This is a genomic window from Lacimonas salitolerans (genome assembly GCF_042677865.1).
Classification (GTDB): domain Bacteria; phylum Pseudomonadota; class Alphaproteobacteria; order Rhodobacterales; family Rhodobacteraceae; genus Lutimaribacter; species Lutimaribacter salitolerans.
On sequence record NZ_JBHUDD010000042.1, the window covers coordinates 1 to 21,796 of the forward strand.

Annotated in this window: 23 protein-coding genes; 7 read left to right on the forward strand and 16 right to left on the reverse strand. The window is 65.2% G+C overall.

Annotation, left to right across the window (positions count from 1 at the left end):
• Window positions 1-302: 302 nt before the first annotated feature.
• Window positions 303-737 carry a large conductance mechanosensitive channel protein MscL gene (gene mscL / locus ACFTOW_RS05990; protein ID WP_379914081.1) on the forward strand — a complete coding sequence of 145 codons (435 nt, stop codon included), beginning with the start codon at window positions 303-305 and terminating at the stop codon, window positions 735-737.
• Here mscL and ACFTOW_RS05995 read toward each other — a convergent pair.
• Window positions 728-1,450: an SGNH/GDSL hydrolase family protein gene (locus tag ACFTOW_RS05995; RefSeq protein ID WP_379914083.1), complete on the reverse strand. Its 723-nt coding sequence runs from the start codon at window positions 1,448-1,450 to the stop codon at window positions 728-730. The genes mscL and ACFTOW_RS05995 overlap by 10 nt on opposite strands.
• A 65-nt stretch (window positions 1,451-1,515) precedes the next feature.
• Window positions 1,516-2,634 (reverse strand): alanine dehydrogenase, encoded by a 1,119-nt coding sequence (gene ald, locus ACFTOW_RS06000; protein ID WP_379914085.1) that lies wholly within the window; start codon window positions 2,632-2,634, stop codon window positions 1,516-1,518.
• Window positions 2,635-2,770: 136 nt separating this feature from the next.
• On the opposite strand from ald, the gene ACFTOW_RS06005 reads away from it, so the two are divergent.
• The 5 genes from ACFTOW_RS06005 (at window position 2,771) to ACFTOW_RS06025 (ending at window position 5,988) form a co-directional block, all read left to right on the forward strand.
• Window positions 2,771-3,229 (forward strand): Lrp/AsnC family transcriptional regulator, encoded by a 459-nt coding sequence (locus tag ACFTOW_RS06005; RefSeq protein WP_379914087.1) that lies wholly within the window; start codon window positions 2,771-2,773, stop codon window positions 3,227-3,229.
• 87 nt (window positions 3,230-3,316) lie between these two features.
• On the forward strand, window positions 3,317-4,291 hold the full coding sequence (locus ACFTOW_RS06010; protein WP_379914089.1) for a Hint domain-containing protein: 975 nt from the start codon (window positions 3,317-3,319) through the stop codon (window positions 4,289-4,291).
• A gap of 124 nt (window positions 4,292-4,415) precedes the next feature.
• Window positions 4,416-4,970: a flavodoxin family protein gene (locus ACFTOW_RS06015; protein ID WP_379914091.1), complete on the forward strand. Its 555-nt coding sequence runs from the start codon at window positions 4,416-4,418 to the stop codon at window positions 4,968-4,970.
• A gap of 11 nt (window positions 4,971-4,981) precedes the next feature.
• The gene (locus tag ACFTOW_RS06020; protein WP_379914093.1) at window positions 4,982-5,365 is read left to right on the forward strand and encodes a GFA family protein; all 384 of its coding nucleotides are present in this window, start codon (window positions 4,982-4,984) and stop codon (window positions 5,363-5,365) included.
• Window positions 5,365-5,988 (forward strand): LysE family translocator, encoded by a 624-nt coding sequence (locus tag ACFTOW_RS06025; protein WP_379914095.1) that lies wholly within the window; start codon window positions 5,365-5,367, stop codon window positions 5,986-5,988. Before ACFTOW_RS06020 ends, ACFTOW_RS06025 begins: the two co-directional genes overlap by 1 nt.
• Before the next feature lie 38 nt (window positions 5,989-6,026).
• Here the strand turns inward: ACFTOW_RS06025 and ACFTOW_RS06030 are convergent, their stop codons facing one another.
• From ACFTOW_RS06030 to ACFTOW_RS06085, 12 genes are all read right to left on the reverse strand, one after another.
• Window positions 6,027-7,067, reverse strand: coding sequence for an NADP-dependent oxidoreductase (locus tag ACFTOW_RS06030; protein ID WP_379914097.1), 1,041 nt, complete (start codon window positions 7,065-7,067; stop codon window positions 6,027-6,029).
• A complete protein-coding gene (locus ACFTOW_RS06035; protein ID WP_379914099.1) occupies window positions 7,064-7,516 on the reverse strand; it encodes a PaaI family thioesterase in 453 nt (150 codons plus the stop codon). The genes ACFTOW_RS06030 and ACFTOW_RS06035 overlap by 4 nt, the downstream gene beginning before the upstream one ends.
• The gene (locus tag ACFTOW_RS06040; RefSeq protein WP_379914101.1) at window positions 7,509-8,543 is read right to left on the reverse strand and encodes a phosphotransferase family protein; all 1,035 of its coding nucleotides are present in this window, start codon (window positions 8,541-8,543) and stop codon (window positions 7,509-7,511) included. The genes ACFTOW_RS06035 and ACFTOW_RS06040 overlap by 8 nt, the downstream gene beginning before the upstream one ends.
• 13 nt (window positions 8,544-8,556) lie before the next feature.
• Window positions 8,557-9,225 carry a histidine phosphatase family protein gene (locus tag ACFTOW_RS06045; RefSeq protein WP_379914103.1) on the reverse strand — a complete coding sequence of 223 codons (669 nt, stop codon included), beginning with the start codon at window positions 9,223-9,225 and terminating at the stop codon, window positions 8,557-8,559.
• Entirely contained in the window at window positions 9,218-10,198 is a 981-nt protein-coding gene (locus ACFTOW_RS06050; RefSeq protein WP_379914105.1) for an NAD(P)H-dependent flavin oxidoreductase, read from the reverse strand. Before ACFTOW_RS06050 ends, ACFTOW_RS06045 begins: the two co-directional genes overlap by 8 nt.
• Window positions 10,199-10,285: 87 nt before the next feature.
• The gene (locus ACFTOW_RS06055) at window positions 10,286-11,488 is read right to left on the reverse strand and encodes an acetyl-CoA C-acyltransferase (protein ID WP_379914107.1); all 1,203 of its coding nucleotides are present in this window, start codon (window positions 11,486-11,488) and stop codon (window positions 10,286-10,288) included.
• A gap of 15 nt (window positions 11,489-11,503) precedes the next feature.
• Complete coding sequence (locus tag ACFTOW_RS06060) at window positions 11,504-12,439, reverse strand: SDR family NAD(P)-dependent oxidoreductase (RefSeq protein WP_379914109.1); 936 nt, start codon at window positions 12,437-12,439, stop codon at window positions 11,504-11,506.
• Window positions 12,436-12,900, reverse strand: a complete 465-nt coding sequence (locus ACFTOW_RS06065) for a MaoC family dehydratase (protein WP_379914111.1) — start codon at window positions 12,898-12,900, stop codon at window positions 12,436-12,438. Before ACFTOW_RS06065 ends, ACFTOW_RS06060 begins: the two co-directional genes overlap by 4 nt.
• A 2-nt stretch (window positions 12,901-12,902) precedes the next feature.
• Window positions 12,903-13,721 carry an SDR family NAD(P)-dependent oxidoreductase gene (locus tag ACFTOW_RS06070; protein ID WP_379914152.1) on the reverse strand — a complete coding sequence of 273 codons (819 nt, stop codon included), beginning with the start codon at window positions 13,719-13,721 and terminating at the stop codon, window positions 12,903-12,905.
• A gap of 21 nt (window positions 13,722-13,742) precedes the next feature.
• Window positions 13,743-14,876: an acyl-CoA dehydrogenase family protein gene (locus ACFTOW_RS06075; protein WP_379914113.1), complete on the reverse strand. Its 1,134-nt coding sequence runs from the start codon at window positions 14,874-14,876 to the stop codon at window positions 13,743-13,745.
• Between the two features lie 10 nt (window positions 14,877-14,886).
• The gene (locus tag ACFTOW_RS06080; RefSeq protein ID WP_379914115.1) at window positions 14,887-16,062 is read right to left on the reverse strand and encodes an acyl-CoA dehydrogenase family protein; all 1,176 of its coding nucleotides are present in this window, start codon (window positions 16,060-16,062) and stop codon (window positions 14,887-14,889) included.
• Window positions 16,063-16,236: 174 nt separating this feature from the next.
• The gene (locus ACFTOW_RS06085) at window positions 16,237-17,868 is read right to left on the reverse strand and encodes a long-chain-fatty-acid--CoA ligase (RefSeq protein ID WP_379914117.1); all 1,632 of its coding nucleotides are present in this window, start codon (window positions 17,866-17,868) and stop codon (window positions 16,237-16,239) included.
• Between the two features lie 219 nt (window positions 17,869-18,087).
• On the opposite strand from ACFTOW_RS06085, the gene ACFTOW_RS06090 reads away from it, so the two are divergent.
• A complete protein-coding gene (locus ACFTOW_RS06090; protein WP_379914119.1) occupies window positions 18,088-19,053 on the forward strand; it encodes an NADPH:quinone oxidoreductase family protein in 966 nt (321 codons plus the stop codon).
• Window positions 19,054-19,068: 15 nt separating this feature from the next.
• Here the strand turns inward: ACFTOW_RS06090 and ACFTOW_RS06095 are convergent, their stop codons facing one another.
• Window positions 19,069-19,890 carry an IclR family transcriptional regulator gene (locus ACFTOW_RS06095; RefSeq protein WP_379914121.1) on the reverse strand — a complete coding sequence of 274 codons (822 nt, stop codon included), beginning with the start codon at window positions 19,888-19,890 and terminating at the stop codon, window positions 19,069-19,071.
• 55 nt (window positions 19,891-19,945) lie between these two features.
• Entirely contained in the window at window positions 19,946-21,625 is a 1,680-nt protein-coding gene (locus ACFTOW_RS06100; RefSeq protein ID WP_379914123.1) for a long-chain-fatty-acid--CoA ligase, read from the reverse strand.
• Window positions 21,626-21,796 lie beyond the last annotated feature (171 nt).

The following is a 21,796-nucleotide window of genomic DNA, read 5'->3' on the forward strand; positions in this document are numbered from 1 at the left end:
CGTTCTCATCCTGATTGACGCTGGATTCTCAGCCTGTTTGTCGCGCGGCAGGCATCCGACGCCTGCCGCCCGCGCATGCGCCAGACACGGCGCACAACATCGCCACAGGCGGCCCGAGGCGAAGCCCGCAAGGGCGCAGGCGAGATACCATGGGCGCGCGGCACGCGCGCGCCTTTGGATCAGGGCAGGGTGGAAATGCCGTTCGGTCGCGTCTCGAAAAGCGTTGAATTTTCCCATAGCCATGCAAGGCTCAGATCGGCGCCGCAGGGGCGCTTTTTACCTTCGAAAAGGACGTGGGATACATGATTCAAGAGTTCAGGGATTTCATCGCGCGCGGCAATGTCATGGACATGGCCGTGGGGATCATCATCGGGGCGGCCTTTACCGCCATCGTCAGTTCGATGGTGGGTGACCTGATCAACCCGATCATCGGGCTGTTCACCGGTGGGCTGGATTTCACCAACCATTACGCAATCCTGTCCGGCGATGTTCCTGCCGGGGCCAGCCTTGACGCCGCGCGCGAGGCCGGGGCGGCGGTGTTCGCCTATGGTGCCTTCGTGATGGCGGTGATCAATTTCCTGATCATCGCCTTCGTGGTCTTCGTGCTGGTCAAGATGGTCAACCGGGTCAAGGAGGCCGCCGCAAGGGATGAAACCCCCGCCGAGGACAAGCCCGCCGGGCCAAGCGAACTGGATATCCTGATGGAAATCCGCGATGCGCTGCGCAATCAGGCCTGATCGCCCTTGATCGTGCGATCGGTCAGAATGCGATCGGTCAGCACCCCGGCCCACCGGGCATAGACCTGTGGGCCGGGGTGAAACCCGTCACTGGCCATCAAAGCGGTGTCCATCGGCTGATCGAAGGGCACATGGCACAGATCGGGGGTGCGCGCGGCAAGCTCCGCAAGGGCTGCATCGAACCGTGCGGCCTCGGCCCCCATGATCCATTTCAGCGGGCCTGTCAGGCTGGGAAACGCTCCCATTGGCGGCAACCCCGAGGCATATATCCGACGCACGCCGAACTTGTGGCGCAACAGGGCGTGCAACGCGCGCTGGCGGTGCAGCCAGATCCGGCGCGGCAGCCCGGATGTCACATCGTTCACGCCCAGGGCCAGCACAGCCAAGTCGAACCGCGCGGGCGCAAGACCGTGCAACCGGCGCAGGCAGGCGGCCGTGGTGTCGCCGCTTTGGGCCTCGAGCCGCCAGTGCACGCGGCTCTGGCGGGCAAGGCCCGCAACAAGATGCCCCGACAGCGCCTGTTCCTGATGCGCAGCACCCACCCCGGCCGCCGAGCTGTCACCGGCGATCAGCAGGCGCAGCATCGGGCCGGTGCCCGCTATACCCTGCCGGGGTCCGGGTGGTTCGGGCAGGCGCGGTCCGCCCCGGCGCAGCGCAAGTCCCTGCAATGCCAGAACCGGCGCAAGCGCATATTTCACGTAGGCTGTAGGCATCGGCCCCCTGTTTGCACTGTCGGGGCCGATGATACACCGGCAGGTCCGCGGCGCGGCTTGTACGTTCAGCTTTTGATCACCAGTTGCGGCGATGTCACGTCGATGCCAAGGGCCTTGCCGACGGCGTAATAGGTCAGCTTGCCCGCGTGCACGTTCAGACCGTTCAGCAGGTGGGGATCGTCGGCGCAGGCCTGTTTCCACCCCTTGTCGGCCAGCGCCAGCATGAAGGGCATGGTGGCATTGCCAAGCGCGATGGTCGAGGTGCGGGCAACCGCCCCCGGCATGTTGGCCACGCAGTAATGCATGATCCCGTCCACGTCATAGATCGGATCGTCGTGGGTGGTGGCCTTTGACGTCTCGAAACAGCCGCCCTGGTCGATCGCCACATCCACCAGCACCGCGCCCGGTTTCATCGTGGCCAGTTGCGCGCGGCTGATCAGCTTGGGCGCGGCGGCCCCGGGGATCAGCACGGCACCGACCACCATGTCGGCCTGCGCCACCAGGTCGGCGGTGTTGCCCTTTGATGCATGGGCGGTCTTGAACTCGGACCGGAAGGCATCGTCGAGATAGCGCAGGCGGGCCAGAGACATGTCCAGCACGGTGACATCCGCACCCATGCCGGCGGCCACGCGCGCGGCCTGCGTGCCGACGACGCCGCCGCCGATCACCACCACGCGGGCGGGGCCCACACCCGGCACGCCGCCCATCAGCACACCGCGCCCGCCATTGGCCTTTTGCAGCGTCCAGCTTCCGACCTGCGGGGCCAGTTTGCCTGCGACTTCGGACATCGGGGCCAGCAGCGGCAGGCCGCCGCGATCGTCGGTGACGGTTTCATAGGCGATGCAGGTCGCGCCCGAGGCCAGCAGGTCATGTGTCTGCTCGGGGTCGGGGGCCAGATGCAGGTAGGTGAACAGCACCTGCCCCTCGCGCAGCATCTTGCGCTCGCGGGCCTGCGGTTCCTTGACCTTGACGATCATGTCGGCCTCGGCGAACACCGCGTCTGCGGTGTCGAGGATCCGCGCGCCGGCCTCGGTGTAATCGGTGTCTTCAAAGCCCGCGCCGCGCCCGGCGCCGGTTTCGATCAGAACGGTATGGCCGTGGGCCACCGCCTCGCGCGCGGCATTGGGCGTCAGGCCGACTCGGTACTCCTGCGGCTTGATTTCTTTCGGGCAACCGATTTTCATTGGGTCTCCTCCCTTGCAATTATCTGCCAGACTGTCGCATCTGTCGTGCAATCGGGTTGATATTTCGATCGCGTTGACCCGAATCTTGTGAATAATCTTCGCAACACCCTGCGCCAGATCGAAGGATTATGCGAAAATGACTTTGGATGCGACGGATCGGCGGATTCTCTCGGTTCTGCAAAAGCGCGGGCGTATTTCGAACGCGGACCTGTCCGAGGCGGTGAACCTGTCGCCCTCGGCCTGTCACAGGCGGGTGCAGCGGCTGGAAAGCGATGGCTACATCCGCGATTACGTGGCCCTGCTGGATCCGCGCAAAATGGGCGTGGCCAGCATCGTCTATGTGGAAATCACCCTGCGCGGGCAGACCGACGATATTCTGGATGCGTTCGAGAAGGCGGTGGCGCGCATCCCCAACGTGCAGGAATGTCACCTGATGGCCGGGACGGCGGATTACATCCTGAAAGTCGTGGCCGAGAACACCGAGGATTTCGCCCGCATCCACCGTCAGCACCTGTCGCGCCTGCCCGGCGTCACGCAGATGCAATCCTCCTTTGCCTTGCGCACGGTGATCAGCACCACGGCCCTGCCGGTCTGATCCATAATATTTTCGGAATATATGGGTTCCGCATTAAGCCTGGGTTCAGCCCTGCCGCGATAATCATCTCGCGCAAAGGGGGGCGGGATGCCGTTTTCAATCTATGCAGGAGACAACGAATTCGCTGTGGCCACCGGGGGCAATGTGAACAACGGCCCCGGAACCTCGACCTTTGACTACCCGCCCAACAGCACCAAGGATCTGGTGATCACCACCAAAGCCGGGGATGACGATCCGCGCCTGTTCGAACCGGGTGATGTCTACGAGGTGACATTCGGCGGCAATGGCGGCACCACCATCCTGAACGCGGTTGTGGTGCGCAGCGATCCGGGGCCGACGGGTGGCGGTATCGTGGTGTTCGAGGGGCTGGATACCGGCGGAAACCCCGCGCAGGTGATCTGGACCCCCGGCGAAAATCTCGAAGGCTGGTATTGGGACAATTTCACCGCGTCGGCCAAGCCGGGGTTCTATACCACCGATCAGAACCCGGCCTACAGCCACAGCTTCATCTGTTTTGACGCCGAGGCCCGGATTGCCACACCCTATGGTCTGCGCCGGGCGGCTGATCTGGCCGCCGGAGATCTGGTGGTCACGGTGGATTCCGGGGGGCGACCCCTGCTATGGACGGCGCAGCGGCGCGTGGTGGGGCGTGATGCGCTGACGCCCGTGCTGATCCGCGAGGGCGTGTTGGGCAATGGTGCGCCGTTGCGCTTGTCTGCGCAGCACATGGTGATGATCCGCTCGGGCCGGGCCGAGATGCTGTTCGGTCACGCGGAAGTTCTGGTGCCGATCCGGGCGCTGGTCGACGGGCGGATGATCCGCTATGCGCCAACGCCGCATGTGACTTACGTGCATCTTTTGCTGGACAGGCACGAATTGCTGCTGGCCGAAGGTGCGCCTTGCGAAAGCCTGCGCGCCGTGCCCGATTGGGTGCCCTTGCCCGATGCGCCGGACGTGCCGCCGATGGCGGCGGTGCGCCCGATCCTGACCTGGCGCGAGGCTGTGGCGCTGGGTGATTTCACCCCGATCGCCCAACCGCGCTGCACGGTGCCGATGCTGTAGCGTGGCGCGTTGCGCTTGGCCCGCGTTTGGCGCAATCTGCGCCGAAAGGCGAGGGCAGGCAGGTGCAGGCACAGGTATCTTCGGGCGACATTCGGGCAGGCGATGCTGTCGGTTGGGTGCAATGATGCCGAATGTCGCCATTCCCTATTGCTCGGGCCGGGGGCACACGCGGCGGCTGGCGCAGGAAATTGCCACGGCCCTGGGTGATCATGGCTGCAACGCCCGGCTGATCGACGTGGAAAAGATGGGCAGCACCGACTGGCAGGCGCTGGAGGCGGCGGATGCCATCGTCATGGGCACGCCAACCTATTTGGGCAGCGCCGCGGCGGGGTTCAAAACCTTCATGGATGCCACCGGCGACCTGTGGGCCGTTCAGGCCTGGGCCGACAAGCTGGCGGCGGGGTTCACGGTGGCGATCTTTCCGGGTGGTGACAAGCTGGTGACGCTGCAGCAATTGCTGACCTTTGCCATGCAGCACGGGATGGTCTGGATCGGGCAGGACCAGATCGGCGCGCCGGTCGATCCCGTGAACGAGGGGATAAACGCGAGCGGCATCTGGCTGGGGCTGGGCGCGGTGTCGGACCGCGACAAGGCGCAGATGATCCCGCCCGGTGATCTGGAAACCGCGCGGCGGTTCGGGGCACGCATCGCGCGCGCAGTGCGGCGCTGGTCAGTCTGAGGGAGAGCATGATGCACACAGGCAGATGCGAATGTGGGGCCGTCCGGTTCGAGATCGCGGCGGCGCTGGTGTCACCGGTGGCCTGTCATTGCAGCCAGTGCCGCCGCACCTCGGGCCATGTCTGGGCGGGCACGCTGGTGGCGGACGCCGATCTGCGGATCGAGGGGCAGGCGGCGCTGCGCTGGTATCGCTCGTCAACCATGGCGCAGCGCGGGTTTTGCGGCACCTGCGGATCCAGCCTGTTCTACCGGATGGATGGCGAGGGCAAGATCTCGGTCGGGGCAGGTGCGCTGGACACCCCCACGGGCACGCGGCTGGCGAAACACATCTTTGTCGGTGACAAGGCCGATTACTATGACATCGCGGACGGGCTGCCGATGCTGGACCCGTTCTGATGCTGGCCACCCTTGCCGCGATGGACCCTGCAACGATCGCCGCCTTCCTGCTGGCGGGGATTGTCCTGAACCTGACGCCGGGGTCGGACGTGATGTTCGCCATGGCCAGTGGCGCGCAGGGCGGGCCGCGTGTCGGCATGGCGGCAGCAGCAGGCGTGGCGCTGGGCTCGGTTCTGCATGTGGCGCTGGCGGTGGCGGGCGTGTCGGCGGCGATCCTGGCCGTGCCCGGCGCGCATGAGGCGATCCGCTATCTTGGTGCGGCCTACCTGCTGTGGCTGGCGGTCAAGGCGTGGCGCGCGCCACCGCCCCGGCCGGGGCAGGGGGCGGCACAGGCGGGCCGGGCGGTATGGCGCGGGTTTGTCACCAACGCGCTGAACCCCAAGGTGGCGCTGTTCATCATGGCGTTCCTGCCGCAGTTCGCCGACCCCGGCATCGGGGACATCGGGCCGCAGATGGCGGTGCTGGGCGCATTGTTCATCGTGACGGGGCTGGTCATCACCGGCGCCTATGGCGCGGCGGCGGGCTGGCTGGGGGCTGCGGTGACGCGGGCCTCGGGGGTGATGGGCAAGGTCTCGGCGCTGATCTTCGGCGCGCTGGCGGTGCGGATCGTGGCGCAGGGGTAAGGTGGGCCGGTTGGCCCACCTTGCGATCTTGATCGGCTTCAGATCACCTTGACGACCTGCTTGCCCTTGTTGCGCCCTTCGAGCAGGCCCATGAAGGCGCGCGGCGCGTTTTCCAGCCCTTCGGCCACATCCTCGACAAACTTCAGCTTACCACTGGCGACCATCGGCCCGACCTCGCGCAGGAACTCGGGAAAGCTGTTCCAGTGATCCGAGATGATGAAGCCGTGCACATGCAAGCGGTTCACAAGGATCGTGCGCCACATCTTTGGCAACTGGTCCTTTGTGCCACCGGCATCGGCCCCCAGCGCCCCGGCGTTGTACCAGCTGATCATGCCGCAGACGGGGATGCGCCCGCCGACGTTCATCCGCGGCAGCACGCCTTCCAGCACCTTGCCCGCGACATTTTCGAAATAGATGTCGATGCCCTTGGGGCAGGCCGATGCCAGCGCCTCGCGCATCTCTTTGGCGTCGGCATAGGCGCGGTGATCCAGACAATCGTCAAAACCGAAAGTCTCGACCGCCATCTTGCACTTTTCCGGTCCGCCGGCGACGCCCACGACGCGACAGCCGCGCGCCTTGGCAAGCTGCCCGACCATCGAACCGACGGGCCCGGTCGCGGCGGCCACGACGACGGTTTCACCTTCTTTGGGCTGGCCATACTGGGTCAGGCCGTACCATCCGGTAAAGCCGGGCATGCCCAGCACGCCCAGCGAAGCGGTGATCGGGCCATGGGCCGGGTCGACCTTGCGGATCATCTTGCCGGGCTGCACGCCGTGAGTGGCCCAGCCGAACATGCCGAAGGCAAAATCGCCGGGTGCGAAATCGGGGTGGTTCGAGGCGATCACCTCGCCCACGCTGCCGCCTTCCATGGTGCCGCCCACCGGAATCGGCGTGGCATAGGATTTCGCGTCATCCATACGGCCCCGCATGTAGGGGTCGAGCGACATGTAATGCACGCGCACCAGAACCTCGCCCTCGCCGGGATCGGGGATCGGGCAGGTGTCGAGTTTGAAATCCTCGTCCACGGGTGCGCCAGTGGGGCGGCGGGCAAGGATGACGCGGGTCATCTGGTCTGTCATGGTCGTGGTCCTTTCGGTTTGGCAGCGAAAGTTTTTGTCCGAANGTTGCGATAGCGGAACACGCCGGTGGCGGTGGCAATCAGCTCGCCCGTATTGTCGGTCAGTTGCGCGCGGGCAAAGAAGGTCTTGCGCCCGCCGCCGGTGCGGAAGCCTTCGGCGATCAGCAGATCGCCCTTGGCCTGTGACAGGAAGTTGGTGGTCATCGACAGGGTCATGGCGTGTTGCGGCGCATCGGGATCGCCGGTGTAGCAGCCGCAGAATCCCATCACCGTGTCCAGCATCATCGCATGCACACCACCATGCACGATGCCGAAGCGATTGCCCAGATGCGGTGCGATCGGCAATTCCCATCGGGAATAATCCGGCTGCCAGTCTGCCATGACAAAGCCCATATGCGCCTGAAGCGGGTAGGGCGGTTCGATCAGTTTCGGGTCAAGCGTGTCAGACATTTCTGGCAGCCTTCAGTCCGGCTTCGGCAAAGCGGGGCACGTAATCGCCAAGCCGCATCGCGCGTTCGGGGTTCGAGGCGTTGCCATCCAGCGCGCGTTTCAGCACGCCTTGCAGGATCGCCCCCATGCGGAAATAGTTGAAGGCAAGGTAAAAGCCGAAGCGGTCGATCCCGGCGATGCCCCGGCGGGCGCAATAGGCCTCGATGAATTCCTGATCGGTCATCAGCCCCTGCGCGTGACGGTCCACGCCGGCCAGACCGCGCCCTTCGTTGCCGGGTGGCATGCCCCATTGCATGATCACCGCGCCCAGATCGGCATAGGGGTGGCCGGTGGTCGACAGCTCCCAATCCAGCACGGCGGCACAACGCGGGGCATCTGTGGCGAACAGGATGTTGTCGATGCGGTAGTCGCCATGCACCAGTGTGCGCTGGCCGTCATCCTCGGGCATGTTGGCCTCGAGCCAGGCGATCAGCTCTTCCATCTGGGGGATGTCCTCGGTTTCCGAGGCGCGGTACTGCTTGGTCCAGCGGCCGATCTGGCGGGCATAATAGCTGCCTTCGGGGCCATAGTCGTCCAGCCCGGTGGCGGCCAGATCGACGCCGTGGATGGCGGCGAGCACGCGGTTCATCTCGTCCATCAGCGGGCGGCGCTCGTCATGGGCCAGATCGGGCAGGCGCGGGTCGTCGAAATGGCGGCCCTGGACATGGTCCATCACATAGAACATCGAGCCGATGACGCTGTCATCCTCGCACAGCACATGCATCTTTGCCACAGGCACATCGGTCTCGGCCAGCGCGCGCTGCACACGGAATTCGCGGTCGACCGCATGGGCGGATTTCAGCAGTTGCCCGGACGGTTTGCGCCGCAGCACGTAGTTGGCCTTGGGCGTTTTCAGAAGGAACGTCGGGTTCGATTGCCCGCCGGGAAATTTCGTGGCCTCGATCGGGCCTTCGAAGCCGGGCATATGCTCTGACAGCCACTTGGCGACGGCCTCGGTGTCCAGTTGTGCGGTGGCATGGGGTGTCATGCGCGTCCCTCTCTCAGCTATAGGTCAGCAGCTCTTTTTCAGTGGCCGCCGTGATGTGCGGGGTCTCGTTGAACCCGTGGAAGAAAAACGCCCCGCGCGCGGAATAGACAAAGCGCGTGACGCCGCAGTTGCGGGCTTGCAGTTGCAGTTCGATCTGGCGGTCGGGCGGCGTGCCCAGCGTGGCGGCGACAAGCTGACCGATGGGGCCGCCAGAACTGACGGCCAGAACCTGTCGCGCGTCGCGGTGCAGCAGGGACTGCCGGGCAGATTCCACGCGGGCTGTAAACGCGGCCCAGGTTTCGGGCGGGTCCTTGATCTCGCCGCGTTGCCAGGCCAGAACCGTGTCGCGCAGGGTGCGGAAATGGCTTTTGCGGTCGGTGTGCATGTTGTCGGGGGCGGGGGCATCGCGGAACCGTGCATTCAGCAGGGCGGTAAAGTCGAACTCGTTCAGGCCCGGGTGCACCTGCGGGGTCATGTCCATGCCCAACCCGGTCAGTATTCCCTCCAGCGTTTCGCGGTGCCGCCGCTGCGTGCCCACCGCCACTGCGTCCGGGCGCACCCCGCGTTCGGCCAGCGCCAGCCCCAGCGCGCGGGACTGGCGGTGGCCCAGGTCGGACAGCCGGTCGTAATCGGCGGCCCCGAAACTGGCCTGTGCGTGGCGTATGACGAAAAGCTCAGCCATTGATCAGTTTGCGCATCTCGTCCTTGGCAGCGTCGTATTCCAGAGCCAGCTGATCGACCAGCGCGGCGGCGGGCTGCACCTGCTTGATCGCGCCGATGCCCTGACCCGAGCCCCAGATTTCCTTCCAGCTTTTGGGTTTCTCGCGGTTCTCGCCAAAGTTCATGCTGCTGGGATCGGCCTGCGGCAGGTTGTCGGGGTCCATGCCCGCCCGCGCGACCGAGGGTTTGAGGTAGTTGCCCCAGACCCCGGTGAACAGCGAGGAATAGACGATATCCTCGGCCCCGTGATCGGCGATCATCTGCTTGTAATCGGGCACGGCGTTGGCCTCGTCCGTGGCGATGAAGGGGCTGCCGATATAGGCCAGATCGGCGCCCATCGCCTGCGCCGCCAGAATCGACCGCCCGGTCGAGATGGCCCCCGACAGCAGCAGCGGGCCGTCGAACCATTCGCGGATCTCGGAAATCAGCGCCAGCGGCGATTGCGAGCCTGCATGCCCGCCCGCCCCGGCGGCCACGGCGATCAGGCCATCGGCGCCCTTTTCGATGGCCTTGTGGGCAAAGCGGTTGTTGATGATGTCGTGCAGGGTGATGCCGCCGCAATCATGCGCGGCCTCGTTCACCTCGACCCGCGCGCCAAGGCTGGTGATCCAGATCGGCACGTTCCATTTATGGCAGATCTCAAGATCACGCTCCAGCCGCGAATTGGAACGGTGCACGATCTGGTTGACCGCATAGGGCGCGGCAGGAGTGTCGGGATTGGCCTGATTGTGGCGGTCCAGTTCCTCGGTGATCCGCTTCAGCCAGGCCTCGAGCATGATCGGCTCGCCGTCCTTTTCGCGCGCGTTCAGCGCGGGGAACGCGCCGACGATGCCAGCCTTGCACTGCGCGATGACCAGATCGGGATTCGAGATGATGAACAGGGGCGATCCGACCACGGGGATGCGCAGGTTTTGCAGGATGGGCGGCAGGGCCATGAATGAGTACCTTTGTTGTCGGGAGGGTGGGTTGGCACCCACCCTACGTGTCGGTGCGGTAGGGTGGGTGCCAACCCACCCCCGGCTTTACAGAACCTCGAACAGGCCGGCTGCCCCCATGCCGCCGCCGACACACATGGTGCAGACGACGTATTTCGCGCCCCGGCGTTTGCCTTCAATCAGGGCGTGGCCGACCATCCGGGCACCCGACATGCCATAGGGGTGGCCGATGGAAATGGCACCGCCGTCCACGTTCAGGATCTCGCCCGGGATGCCCAGCACGCGGGCCGATTGCAGAACCTGCGAAGCAAATGCCTCGTTCAGTTCCCACAGGCCGATGTCGTCCATCGTCAGGCCATGCGCTTTTAGCAGCTTGGGCACGGCGTGGATCGGACCGATGCCCATCTCGTCGGGTTCACAGCCCGCGGCCATGACGCCCACGTAGCGGCCCAGCGGGGCCAGCCCGCGGCGCTCGGCCTCGGCGGCCTCCATGATCACGGCGGCGGATGCCCCGTCGGACAACTGGCTGGCGTTGCCGGCGGTGATGTACTTGCCCTCGGGCACCTTCTGGCCGTTCTTGAACACCGGGGCCAGCCCTTGCAGGTTCTCGATGGTGGTGCCGGGGCGGTTGCCCTCGTCCTTGTCCAAAGTGACTTCCTTAAAGGAAATCTCTTTGGTTTCCTTGTCCATCACGCCCATCGTGGTCGTCAGCGGCACGATCTCGTCGTCGAACTTGCCCGCCTCTTGTGCGGCGGCTGTGCGCTGCTGGCTTTGCAGGGCATAGGCATCCTGATCCTCGCGCGACACGCCATAGCGTTCGGCCACGATCTCGGCGGTTTCCAGCATCGACATGTACAGCTCGGGCTTGTGCTGCTTGGTCCATTTGTCGGCCAGCCAGTCGGTGCGCATCTTTTCGTTCTGCACAAGGCTGATCGATTCCACGCCGCCGCCGATGCAGATGTCCATGCCGTCATGGATCACCTGCTTGGCCGCCGTGGCGATGGCCATCATGCCCGACGCGCATTGCCGGTCCAGCGACATGCCCGCCACGGTCACCGGCAGCCCGGCGCGGATCGCGGCCTGACGACCGATGTTGCCGCCGGTGCTGCCCTGCTGGATCGCGGTTCCAATGATGCAATCGCTGATTTCCGAGCCGTCCAGCCCGGCGCGTTTGACCGCATGGGCAATCGCGTGCCCGGCCAGTTCCTGCGCCGAGGTGTTGTTGAACGCCCCGCGATAGGCCTTGCCGATCGGAGTGCGGGCGGTGGATACGATAACGGCGTCACGCATGGTCTGTTCCTTTGTTTACAGGTCTTCCCACGGGGCGGGCAGGCCACGGGCCTGCGCCGCCATGCGGGCATATTTTCGGGTCTGGTTGAAGGCGCCGGGCATTTCCTGCTGCCCCTGCGGATCGCGGATTTGCGCCATGTGGGCCATCACGCCCTCGGGGGTCAGGTCGTCGCCTTGCAGGGCCACGCCTGCGGTCTCGTAGATCCTGGTTTCACTGAAACAGCCCGCACCGGCCCCAAGGATCATCCGGCTGGGCGCGTCGTCGCAGACCAGCGCCAACAGGCCGGGAGTGATGGTTTCGGGCTGCAACAGGTCCAGCGTTTCGGGCGGCAGCAGATCCTCGGTCATGCGGGTGGCGGCGGTGGGGGCCAGCATGTTGACGCGGATATTCTTGCGCCCGCCCTCTTGCGCCAGCACGTTCATCAGCCCCAGCATCGCCGCCTTGGCCGCGCCATAGTTGGACTGGCCAAAGTTGCCATAGAGCCCGCTGGCCGAGGTGGTGAACACGATGCGGCCATACCCGCGCTCGATCATGTGACGCCACAGGGCGTGGGTGCAGTTGACCGAGCCCATCAGGTGCACATCGACGACCTTCTGAAAATCGGCCAGCGTCTGCTTGGCGAATGTCTTGTCGCGCAGGATGCCCGCGTTGTTGACCAGGATGTCCACATGGCCGAATTCGGCCAGCGTTTCATCGACCATGGCCTGAACCTGATCGGGGTTTGTCACGTCGGCCCCGTTGGCGATGGCCCGGCCCCCGCTTTGGCGGATTTCATGGGCGACGGCGCGCGCGGCCTCGGAACTGGTGCCGCTGCCATCGGTGCCCGCGCCCAGATCGTTGACCACCACGGAGGCGCCGCGCGCAGCCAGACCCAGCGCATGGGCGCGGCCCAGACCGACGCCTGCGCCGGTAACGATGGCCACGCGGCCGTCAAACCTGATCTCGCTCATGCCGCATCCTCCAGATACCGCCGCCCGATCCATTCGGCGACCAGCGCGGGCTTGTCCTGCCCTTCGATCTCGACCGTCACATCCATCACGGTGGCCACGTATCCGGGCTGCACATCCACCTTTTTCAGGGTGAACACCCCACGGATGCGCGACCCTGCCCGCACCGGCGAGACAAAGCGCACCTTTTCAAAGCCATAGTTCACGCCCATGGCCACGCCTTCCAGAACGGGCAGTTGATAGGCCATGGTGGACAGCATCGACAGGGTCAGGAACCCATGCGCGATGGTCCCGCCAAAGGGGGTTTTCGCGGCCTTTTCCGGCTCGATATGAATGAATTGCCAGTCGTTCGTGCAATCGGCAAAGGCGTCGATGCGTTTCTGGTCGATCTTGATCCATTCCGACGTGCCGAAATGCTGCCCTTCCAGGGCCTTGAGTTGCTCAAGCGTGATCTTGTCGGTCATCGTCACAAATCCTGATTGAACAGCGTGCCCTGCGCCTTGGACTGCATGCCCCCCGACAGCGGCAGGATCGCGCCCGAGATATAGGCCGCTCCCCGGCTGCACAGGAATTGCACGGTGCCCGCGATATCCTCGTCCCGGCCCACGCGGCCCAGCGGCACGCCCTTGGCGGCCTCGGCCTGACCTGCCTCGGTGGCGATGGCAAAGGCGGTCATTTTCGACACGAAGGGGCCGGGGGCGATGGCGTTGACGGTGATGAAGCGCGGCGCCAGATCGTTGGAAAGAACGCGTGTCATGTGATGCACGGCGCCCTTGGACACGGCATAGGAATAGGTGGCCGTGCCCTTGGGGATGTCGCCCATTACCGAGCCCACGTTGATGATGCGGGCCGGGTCGTCCTGCGTGGCCGCCGCCTCCAGCATGGGAACCAGCATCTGGGTAAGGTGGAACATGCCGGTGACGTTCAGCGCCAGCAGCTTTTCCCACGCCTGATAGGGGTGTTCGCCAAGCGGTGCGCCCCATGTGCGACCCGCGTTGTTCATCAGGATATGCAGGGTGTCGGTGCGGTTCTTCACCTCGGCCACCAGCGCCTCGATGCCCGCTTCGGTGGCGACATCGCCGCCGAACCCTTCGACCGTGCCGGGCAGGCCCAGGGCGTTGATTTCGGCCGCGACAGCCTCGCAGGCGTCGGCCTTGCGGCTGCAGATCAGCACGCGGGCACCGGCAGCGGCCAGCCCCTCGGTCGCCATGCGGCCGATGCCGGACGAGCCGCCGGTGACAAGCGCCACCTTGCCGCTCAGATCGTTCAGGTTTGCCGGTGTCATCTGCATCTGTCTCTCTCTCCCTCAGAATCCGCGCGCGGCGGCGACCTGTGCCGCGTGATAGCCGTAGTCGCCCAGCCATTCGGTGCCGACGCGGGCGCGTTTCATGTAAAATCCGATGTCATAGGCGTCGGTCATGCCGATCCCGCCATGCATCTGCACGCCTTCGCGCACCGCCAGGTCGGCGGTTTGGGCCGCGCGCGCCTTGGCCAATGACACGGCGAGTTGTGCCTGATCCGGCGTTTCATCCAGCACCCGGCCCGCGTTGGCAATCGCGCTGGCCGTCACCTCGATCTCGGCCCACAGGTGCGCGGCGCGGTGTTGCAGGGACTGGAAACTGCCGATGGTGCGGTCGAACTGGCGGCGTTCCTTCAGGTAGCCGACGGTCATGGCATAGGCCCCGCCTGCCACGCCCAGCAATTCGGCGGCCATCGCGGCCTGCCCGGCCCGTAGCCCCGATTGCAGGATGGCCATGCCATTGTTGACCTCGCCCAGCACGTCGTCGCCTGTCGCCTCGACAGTGTCGAAGGTCAGGCGTGCGTGGTCGCGCGCATCCACTGTGTCCAGCCGGTCACGGGTCAGGCCTGCGCGGGCTGCGTCGATGTCGAACAGGGTCAGGCCCTGCGCATCGCCTGCCGCACCGGCCGTGCGTGCCAGAACCAGAACGCGATCGGCGGATGCGCCATCGGCGACAAAGGTTTTGACGCCCGACAGGCGAAAGCCGTTGCCCGACCGCTCGGCCTGCATCGCGGTGGCGTCTGGTGCGTGCTTGCGCCCCTCGTCCACCGCCAGCGCATAGATCAGGTCACCGCCTGCGATCTTGCCCAAAGCGTCGCGCGCCCGGTCGGTAGCGACCCCGCGCAGGGTGGTGGCAGCGACAACCGCGGTGCTCAGGAAGGGCGAGGCGGCCAGCGTGCGGCCCATTTCCTCGGCCAGGATACCCGCCGCGCGGTGGCCCATGTCAGCCCCGCCGCAGTCTTCGGGCACCAGAACGCCGGTCCAGCCCATCTGCGCCATCTCGGCCCACAGGGCGGGGTCGAAGGCGCGGCCCGCATCTCGGCTTGCGCGCAGTTTCGACACTGGGGCGCTGTCGGTGACGAAGCCGTGTGCGGCGTCGCGCAGCATCACCTCGTCTTCGGTTTCCAGCAGGCTTGTCATGGGTGTTTCCTCACCGGCTTGGCAGTTCAAGAACGCGCTTGGCGATGATGTCCAGCATCACTTCGGAGGTGCCGCCCTCGATCGAGTTGGCCTTGGTGCGCAGCCATTCGGGGGCCAGCGCCCCATGCGGCCCGTCCCATTCCAGCACCTCGGACCCGCCCGCGGACATCAGCAATTCATACCGGCGCTTGTTCAGCTCGGTGCCATAGTATTTCAGCATGGCGCTGGCATTGCCCACGCCCTGCCCGGCCTCGGCGCGGTCCTTGTAGCGTTCCATCGTCATGGCAAAGGCAAGGCTGTTGACTTCGCACGCCATCGCCTCGGCCCGGATCACCGGGTCGTCCATCGCGCCTTCAAGATCGCCCAGAACCTGCCCCAGCGCGCGCCCGCCCAGCAGGCCGCGTGCACCGCCGCCGATCATCTCGCGCTCGTGCGTCAACAGATATTTGGCGATGTCCCAGCCCTTGTTTACGGTGCCCACAAGGTTCTCCTTGGGCACCCTGACGTTGTCAAAGAAGGTTTCGCAGAACGGGGACTTGCCGCTGATCAGCTGGATTGGCCGGGTGGTGATGCCGGGGGTGTCCATGTCCATCAGCAGGAACGATATGCCCAGATGCTTGGGCGCGTCGCGGTCTGTGCGCACCAGCGCAAAGATCCAGTCGGCCTGATCGGCGTAAGAGGTCCAGATCTTCTGCCCGTTCACAAGGTAATGGTCGCCCATGTCCTCGGCCCGGGTCTGGACATTGGCCAGATCGCTGCCCGCGCCGGGTTCGGAATAGCCCTGACACCAGCGGATTTCGCCGCGCGTGATCGGCGGCAGGTGCTGCATTTTCTGCTCTTCGTTGCCAAACGCCAGCAGCGCCGGGCCCAGCATCCAAAGGCCGAAGCTTTCCAGCGGGGGCGGGGCGGACAGCCGCTCCATTTCCTCGCGATAGATCTTTTCCTGCGCGCGGCTCAGCCCTGCGCCGCCGTATTCCGTGGGCCAGCGCGGGGCGGTCATGCCGCGTGCGATGGCGGCCTCCAGCCAGTCCTTTTGCGCGTCGTTCTTGAACTGCCAGCGACGGCCGCCCCAGACCATCGTATCCTCGCCCATCGGGCGGTTGCGCAATGACGCCGGGCAACTGGTTTCGATCCATTGCGCAATGTCGGCGCGGAACGCGTCCAGCGCGGTATCGGTATCGGCCATGCAGCCCCCTCCCTTCTGCATACTCATTTCGCAGCATCTTTTCGCTGTGCGAAATGATTTTCCGTTTTGAGTATCAGGCAAACGCATCTTGCCGGGTGCGTCAAGCCATGCCTGCGACAAGCTGTCCGTAACGCTACGGCAGGGCGCGGGGCACGCGCCCTGCCGTATGGCCCATCAGCGCAGGTCGGGCAGGGTGTAATCGGCGAATTGCTGGCGCAGCGTCAGCTTTGACACCTTGCCCGTCGCCGTCAGCGGCAGCGCGTCGGTCCAGATCACGTCATCGGGCAACTGCCACTTGGCGAAATGCTCCAGCATGTGCTGGTGCAGCTCGTCCAGCGAGGGCTTTTCCTCGCTTGCGGCCACGGCCACCAGAACCGGGCGTTCATCCCACTTGGGGTGCGGCATGGCCACGGCGGCGCAATTGGCGACCCCGGGGTGGGACATGGCCGCGTTTTCCAGATCGATCGAGGATATCCATTCGCCGCCCGACTTGATCAGATCCTTGGCACGGTCCTGAATGTTCAGGATGCCGTTGGTGTCGATCGACGCGATGTCGCCGGTGCCGAACCAGCCGTCGGCGTCGATCGCCTTGGCCGATGCCTCGTCATTCTTGAAATAGCCCGACACGATGGAATTGCCGCGCACATACAACTCGCCCACCGCCTTGCCGTCATGCGGCTGGCGGATGCCGTCGTCGCCGATGATCTTCAGGTCGACGCCAAAGGCGCGGCGACCCTGCTGCGCCTTGAGGTCGATCATCTTGTCGAACGGCAGTTCCTTGACCCATTTGGGCATGTTGCCATGGGTGCCGATCGGGCTCATTTCCGTCATGCCCCAGGCGTGGCCGACGTGCACGTCCATGCCCTCGAACGTCTCGATCATCCTGCGCGGCGCGGCCGAGCCGCCCACCACGACATCCGAGAAGCCCTTGGGCTTGCGCCCCTGCGCCTTGATTTCGGCCAGCAGGCCCATCCAGACGGTCGGCACGCCCCAGGCCGAGAACACGCCTTCGGTATCCATCAGCTTGAACAGGCTGGGCCCGTCCAGCGCGCCGCCCGGCATCACCAGCGAATGGCCCAGCAGGGGCGAGGCATAGGGGATGCCCCAGGCGTTGACGTGAAACAGCGGCACGACCGGCAGCACCTTGGCCTCGGCCGGGATGGACTGGCCCATGATGAGGCCCAGAGTCATCGCGTGCAGCGTGGTCGAGCGGTGCGAATACAGCGCGCCCTTGGGGTTGCCCGTGGTGCCCGAGGTATAGCACAGCGCGGCGGCTGTTTCCTCGTCGAACTCGGGCCAGTCAAAGGTTTCGGGCTGGCCTTCCAACAGCTCTTCGTAACACAGCGCGCCAAAGCTGTTTTCGGGCATGTGCGCGCGGTCGGTCATGATGACGAATTTCATGTCGGCGGGCAGTTCGCTGCGCACCCCTTCGATGATCGGCACGAAGGTGGTGTCGAGAAACAGCACCTTATCCTCGGCATGGTTGACGATATAGATCAGCTGTTCCTGCGACAGGCGCGGGTTGATCGTGTGGCAGATCGCCCCCTGACCCGAGATCGCATAGTAGAGTTCAAAATGGCGGTAGCCGTTCCACGCCAGCGTCGCGACCCGGTCGCCCAGCCCGACGCCAAGCTCCTGCAACGCATTGGCAAGTTGGTACACCCGCTTGAGCGTCTGCGGATAGGTCTGGCGATGCACGTCGCCTTCGGTGCGGACGGACACGATTTCGCATGTCGCATGCGCCTCGGCCGCGTATTCCAGAATGTTGCTGATCAACAGCGGACGGTGCTGCATCATGCCTTTCATGGCGGTTCCTCCCTTATCTCCCGTTGCGCGCAGGTTAGCGCCGCTTGCGCGAATGCCAAGCCGATTTTCCCTTGTGTCGGCTTTGTTTCGCTGGGGCCGTTTCCGCCTGTCGAAATTCCGTTGCGTCATTCCGATGCCCGGATTGCCCGATGTTGAGCCGCGCCCGGCCCTGCCCTAGGCTGCGGCAAAATGTGCGTGCACCATGAAAGGGATACCACCATGAAAGCCATCATCTGCCGCGACTTCGCCCCGCTGGATCAACTGGACTATGGCGACATGCCCGACCCGCAGGCCACCGGCGATCAGGTGGTGATCAAGGTCGAGGCGGCCGGCGTGAACTATCCCGACGGTCTGCTGGTGCAGGGCAAGTACCAAAGCCGCCCGGACCGGCCTTTTGTTCCGGGGATGGAGGCGGCAGGCGTGGTCCATGCCGTCGGCCCCGATGTGACCGGCGTGAAACCGGGCGACCGGGTGGCCACGATCTGCACGCTGGGCGGCTATGCCGAGATGGTCGCCGCGCCGCAATCGCGGGTGTTTCCGATTGCTGACATGGATGCGGCGGATGTCTGCGCGCTGCTGGTGGCCTTTGGCACCTCGCATCACGCGCTGAAGCAGCGCGCGCAATTGCAGGCGGGCGAAACGCTGGTGGTTCTGGGCGCGGCGGGGGCCACGGGCATCGCCGCGATCCAAATCGGCAAGATCATGGGGGCCAAGGTGATCGCCGTCGCCTCGACCGAGGAAAAGCGCGCGATCTGCACCGAGAACGGCGCGGATCACGCGATCGGCTATGATGACCTGAAGGACAACATCAAGGCGTTGACCGACGGGCGCGGGGCCGACGTGGTCTACGATTCGGTGGGGGGTGCGGCCTTCGACGCCTGTTCGCGCGCCATGGCGCGTGGGGGTCGGCTGCTGATCATCGGCTTTGCCAGCGGCGAGATCCCAAAGCTGCCGGTCAACCTGACGCTGGTCAAGGAATACAGCGTTGTCGGCGTGTTCTGGGGCAATTTCACAAGGTTCGAGCCGCAGGTCTATGCCGACAACATGGCCGAGTTGCTGGGTTGGTATCAGAAGGGCCAGATCAAGCCGCTGATCGAAGGGCGCTATCCGCTGAAAGACGCGGCCGAGGTGCTGGCCCGCGTGCTGGGACGCGGGGCGGTGGGCAAGCTGGTGCTGATCCCCTGACGGGGTCAGCGCCGGTCATTCGCGGATGTGTTTCACCGTGTTGACCAGGTGCAGCAGCTTCGGCCCAAGCTCTTGTTCCAGCCGCTCGGGCGACAGGACATAGGCCGGTCCGCCAAGGTTGAACGCCATCGGCGGGCCGTCGCCCTGCGGCGCGGCAAAGGGCACAGCGATCGAATTGATGTCCGATTGCCAATGGCCGATGTTCACGTAAAAACCCCGCTCGCGGATCTGGGCGGCGGCCTCTTCGATCCCGGCGCGCATCTGGGGCCAGCGGTCCGGCCCCGCGCGCAGCGACAGCCGATGCATCAGATCGGCGCGTTCGTCGGGTTTGGCGACTGCCAGATAGGCCCGCCCCATCGCGGAACGCCCCAGCGATATGCGCGAGCCCACGTTCAGCTGCAACGAGATCATGCCCCGCGCCGCCCGCGCCGCGCCGATATAGGTCATGGTCAGGTCGTCACGCCCCCCCAGCGCCACCAGCACGCCATCGCCGCAGTCATCCGCCAGTTGCTGCATCAGCGGCTGTGCCGCTTCGCGCAGCTTGATCCCGCCAAGGCAGGCATAGCCCAGACCCAGCACGGGCACACCCATACGGTAGCGTCCGGTGGCATCGTCGTAGATCAGGTAGCCCAGCTTCAGCAGCGTATAGGTCAGCCGAGACACGGTCGAATTGGGCAGACCCGTGCGTGCGGCCAGTTCGCGATTGCCCAGGCCCATCCGGTCCTCTGGCGTGAAGGCGCGCAGCAGGTCAAGGCCGCGGTGCAGCGCCGTGACGAACTGGCGGTCGCCATTGTCGCCCTCGGGCTTGTCCACCACATCCTGTATCCGCTTTCTCACAATCGTCTTCCCGTTTTCTCGGACTGTACGCCCCTACGCAGGCGTTGACCGATGGTCAAGCCGCACCTGCCTTTTGCGCCTCGCGTTCCGCCAGTTCGCGCCACAACACCTTGCCACTGCCCGATTTTGGCAAGGCATCGGTGAATTCCACGACGGTCGGGCATTTGTAGGCCGCCATTTCCGCGCGGCACCAGCCGATGATGTCGTCGGCCGTCAGATGGGCGCGCGCCTTTTCCTGCGGCACCACAACGGCCTTGACCGTTTCGCCCCGGCGCGGATCGCGGGTGCCGATGATGCAGACCTCGGCAATGTCGGGGTGGTGGTGCATCAGCGCCTCGACCTCGGCGGGCCAGACCTTGAATCCGCTGGCATTGATCATCCGCTTCACCCGGTCAACCATGTAGAAGTACCCCTGCGGGTCGATATACCCCAGATCGCCGGTGCGAAAGAACGGCTTGCCGTCCATCTCGAAAAACGATTTGGCCGTTTCCTCGGGGCGTTGCCAATAGCCCAGAAACACCTGCGGGCCGTGCGTGACGATCTCGCCCACCTCGCCTTGCGGCAGTTCCTGCAAGCTGTCGGGATGCACCACGCGGCTGTCCACGTCGAACACCGGGATGCCCAGGCATTGACGGCGCGGGCCGGTGACCGGGTTGATATGGCTGGCGGCCATCGTCTCGGACAGGCCGTAGCCTTCGACGTAGTCCAGCCCGGTCAGATCGTGCAGCTTGCGTGCAATCGCCTGTGGCATCGCCGCGCCGCCGCCGCCGATGGCGGTCAGACTGGACAGGTCATAACTGTCGGCGTTGGGCGAATTGACCATGTCGATCGCCATGGTCGAGATCGAGCGCCAGCGCGTCACCCGATGCCGCGCGATCAGCGTCGCCGCCACATCACGGTTCCAGCGGGTCATCAGCACGATGGCCCCGCCTGCGATCACCGGCCCGTTCATGCAGGCCTGCATGCCGGTCACATGAAACAGCGGCAGCACGGCCAGGCTGACATCGGTTTCATCCGACGGGTTCCAGGCCACGCCACCCCATGCGGTGACGTTCACGGTGAAATGGTTGTGCATGCAGCCCTTGGGCTGACCCGTGGTGCCCGAGCTGTATGGGATCACCGCCAGATCATCGCGCGTGGCCCTGTGCGGGCGCGGCGGCGTGGCGCGCTCCAGCGCGTCGGCCCAGCGGATCACGCCGGGGCCAGTGGCGTCCTTCGCATCCATCGTATCAAGTTCGCCGGGCAGGGGTATGTCGCGGTCGGGCGCGGCGTAATCGGCATAAGTGGCTGCGATGACGTGGGAAATCAGCCCCTGTTCCACCACGGGCGCGATGAAGGGCAGCAGTTCCTGGCCTGCCAGCGCAACGGTTGCGCCGGTGTCCTGGGCCAGATGCTCCAGCTCGGCATGGCGGTTCATCGGGTTGACGGGCACGACCACCGCATCGGCGCGCAGGATGGCGTAATAGCCCAGCACGAATTGCGGGCTGTTTTGCATGTACAGCAGCACTCGGTCGCCCTTGGCCACGCCCAGTTCGTGCTGCATGAATCCCGCCAGCGCCTGCACCTGCGCGTCCATCTGCGCATAGCTCAGCGTGGCACCGTGGTAGATGAGGGCGGGTCTATCCCCATGGTCTGCAACGGTTTTCGCCAGATTGTCATAGACGGTGCCAGCCGGCCATTCGACGGATTCGGGCACGCCTGCGGGCCAGACCTGCATGTGCAAACGATTGGTCATATGCGCCCACCCCACTGGGGTTGCGCGTGGGTGCTGTTGCGCCTCACGGGTCGACTCCTCCCTGTTTTTTCTGGAAAACTGGCATATGCGCGCGGCGCTGTCCATATTTTCGGAATTTGCTTCCGCAGATCGGGATGCTTGCGGGGGCGCGGGGGGCGATGTAGGACAGGG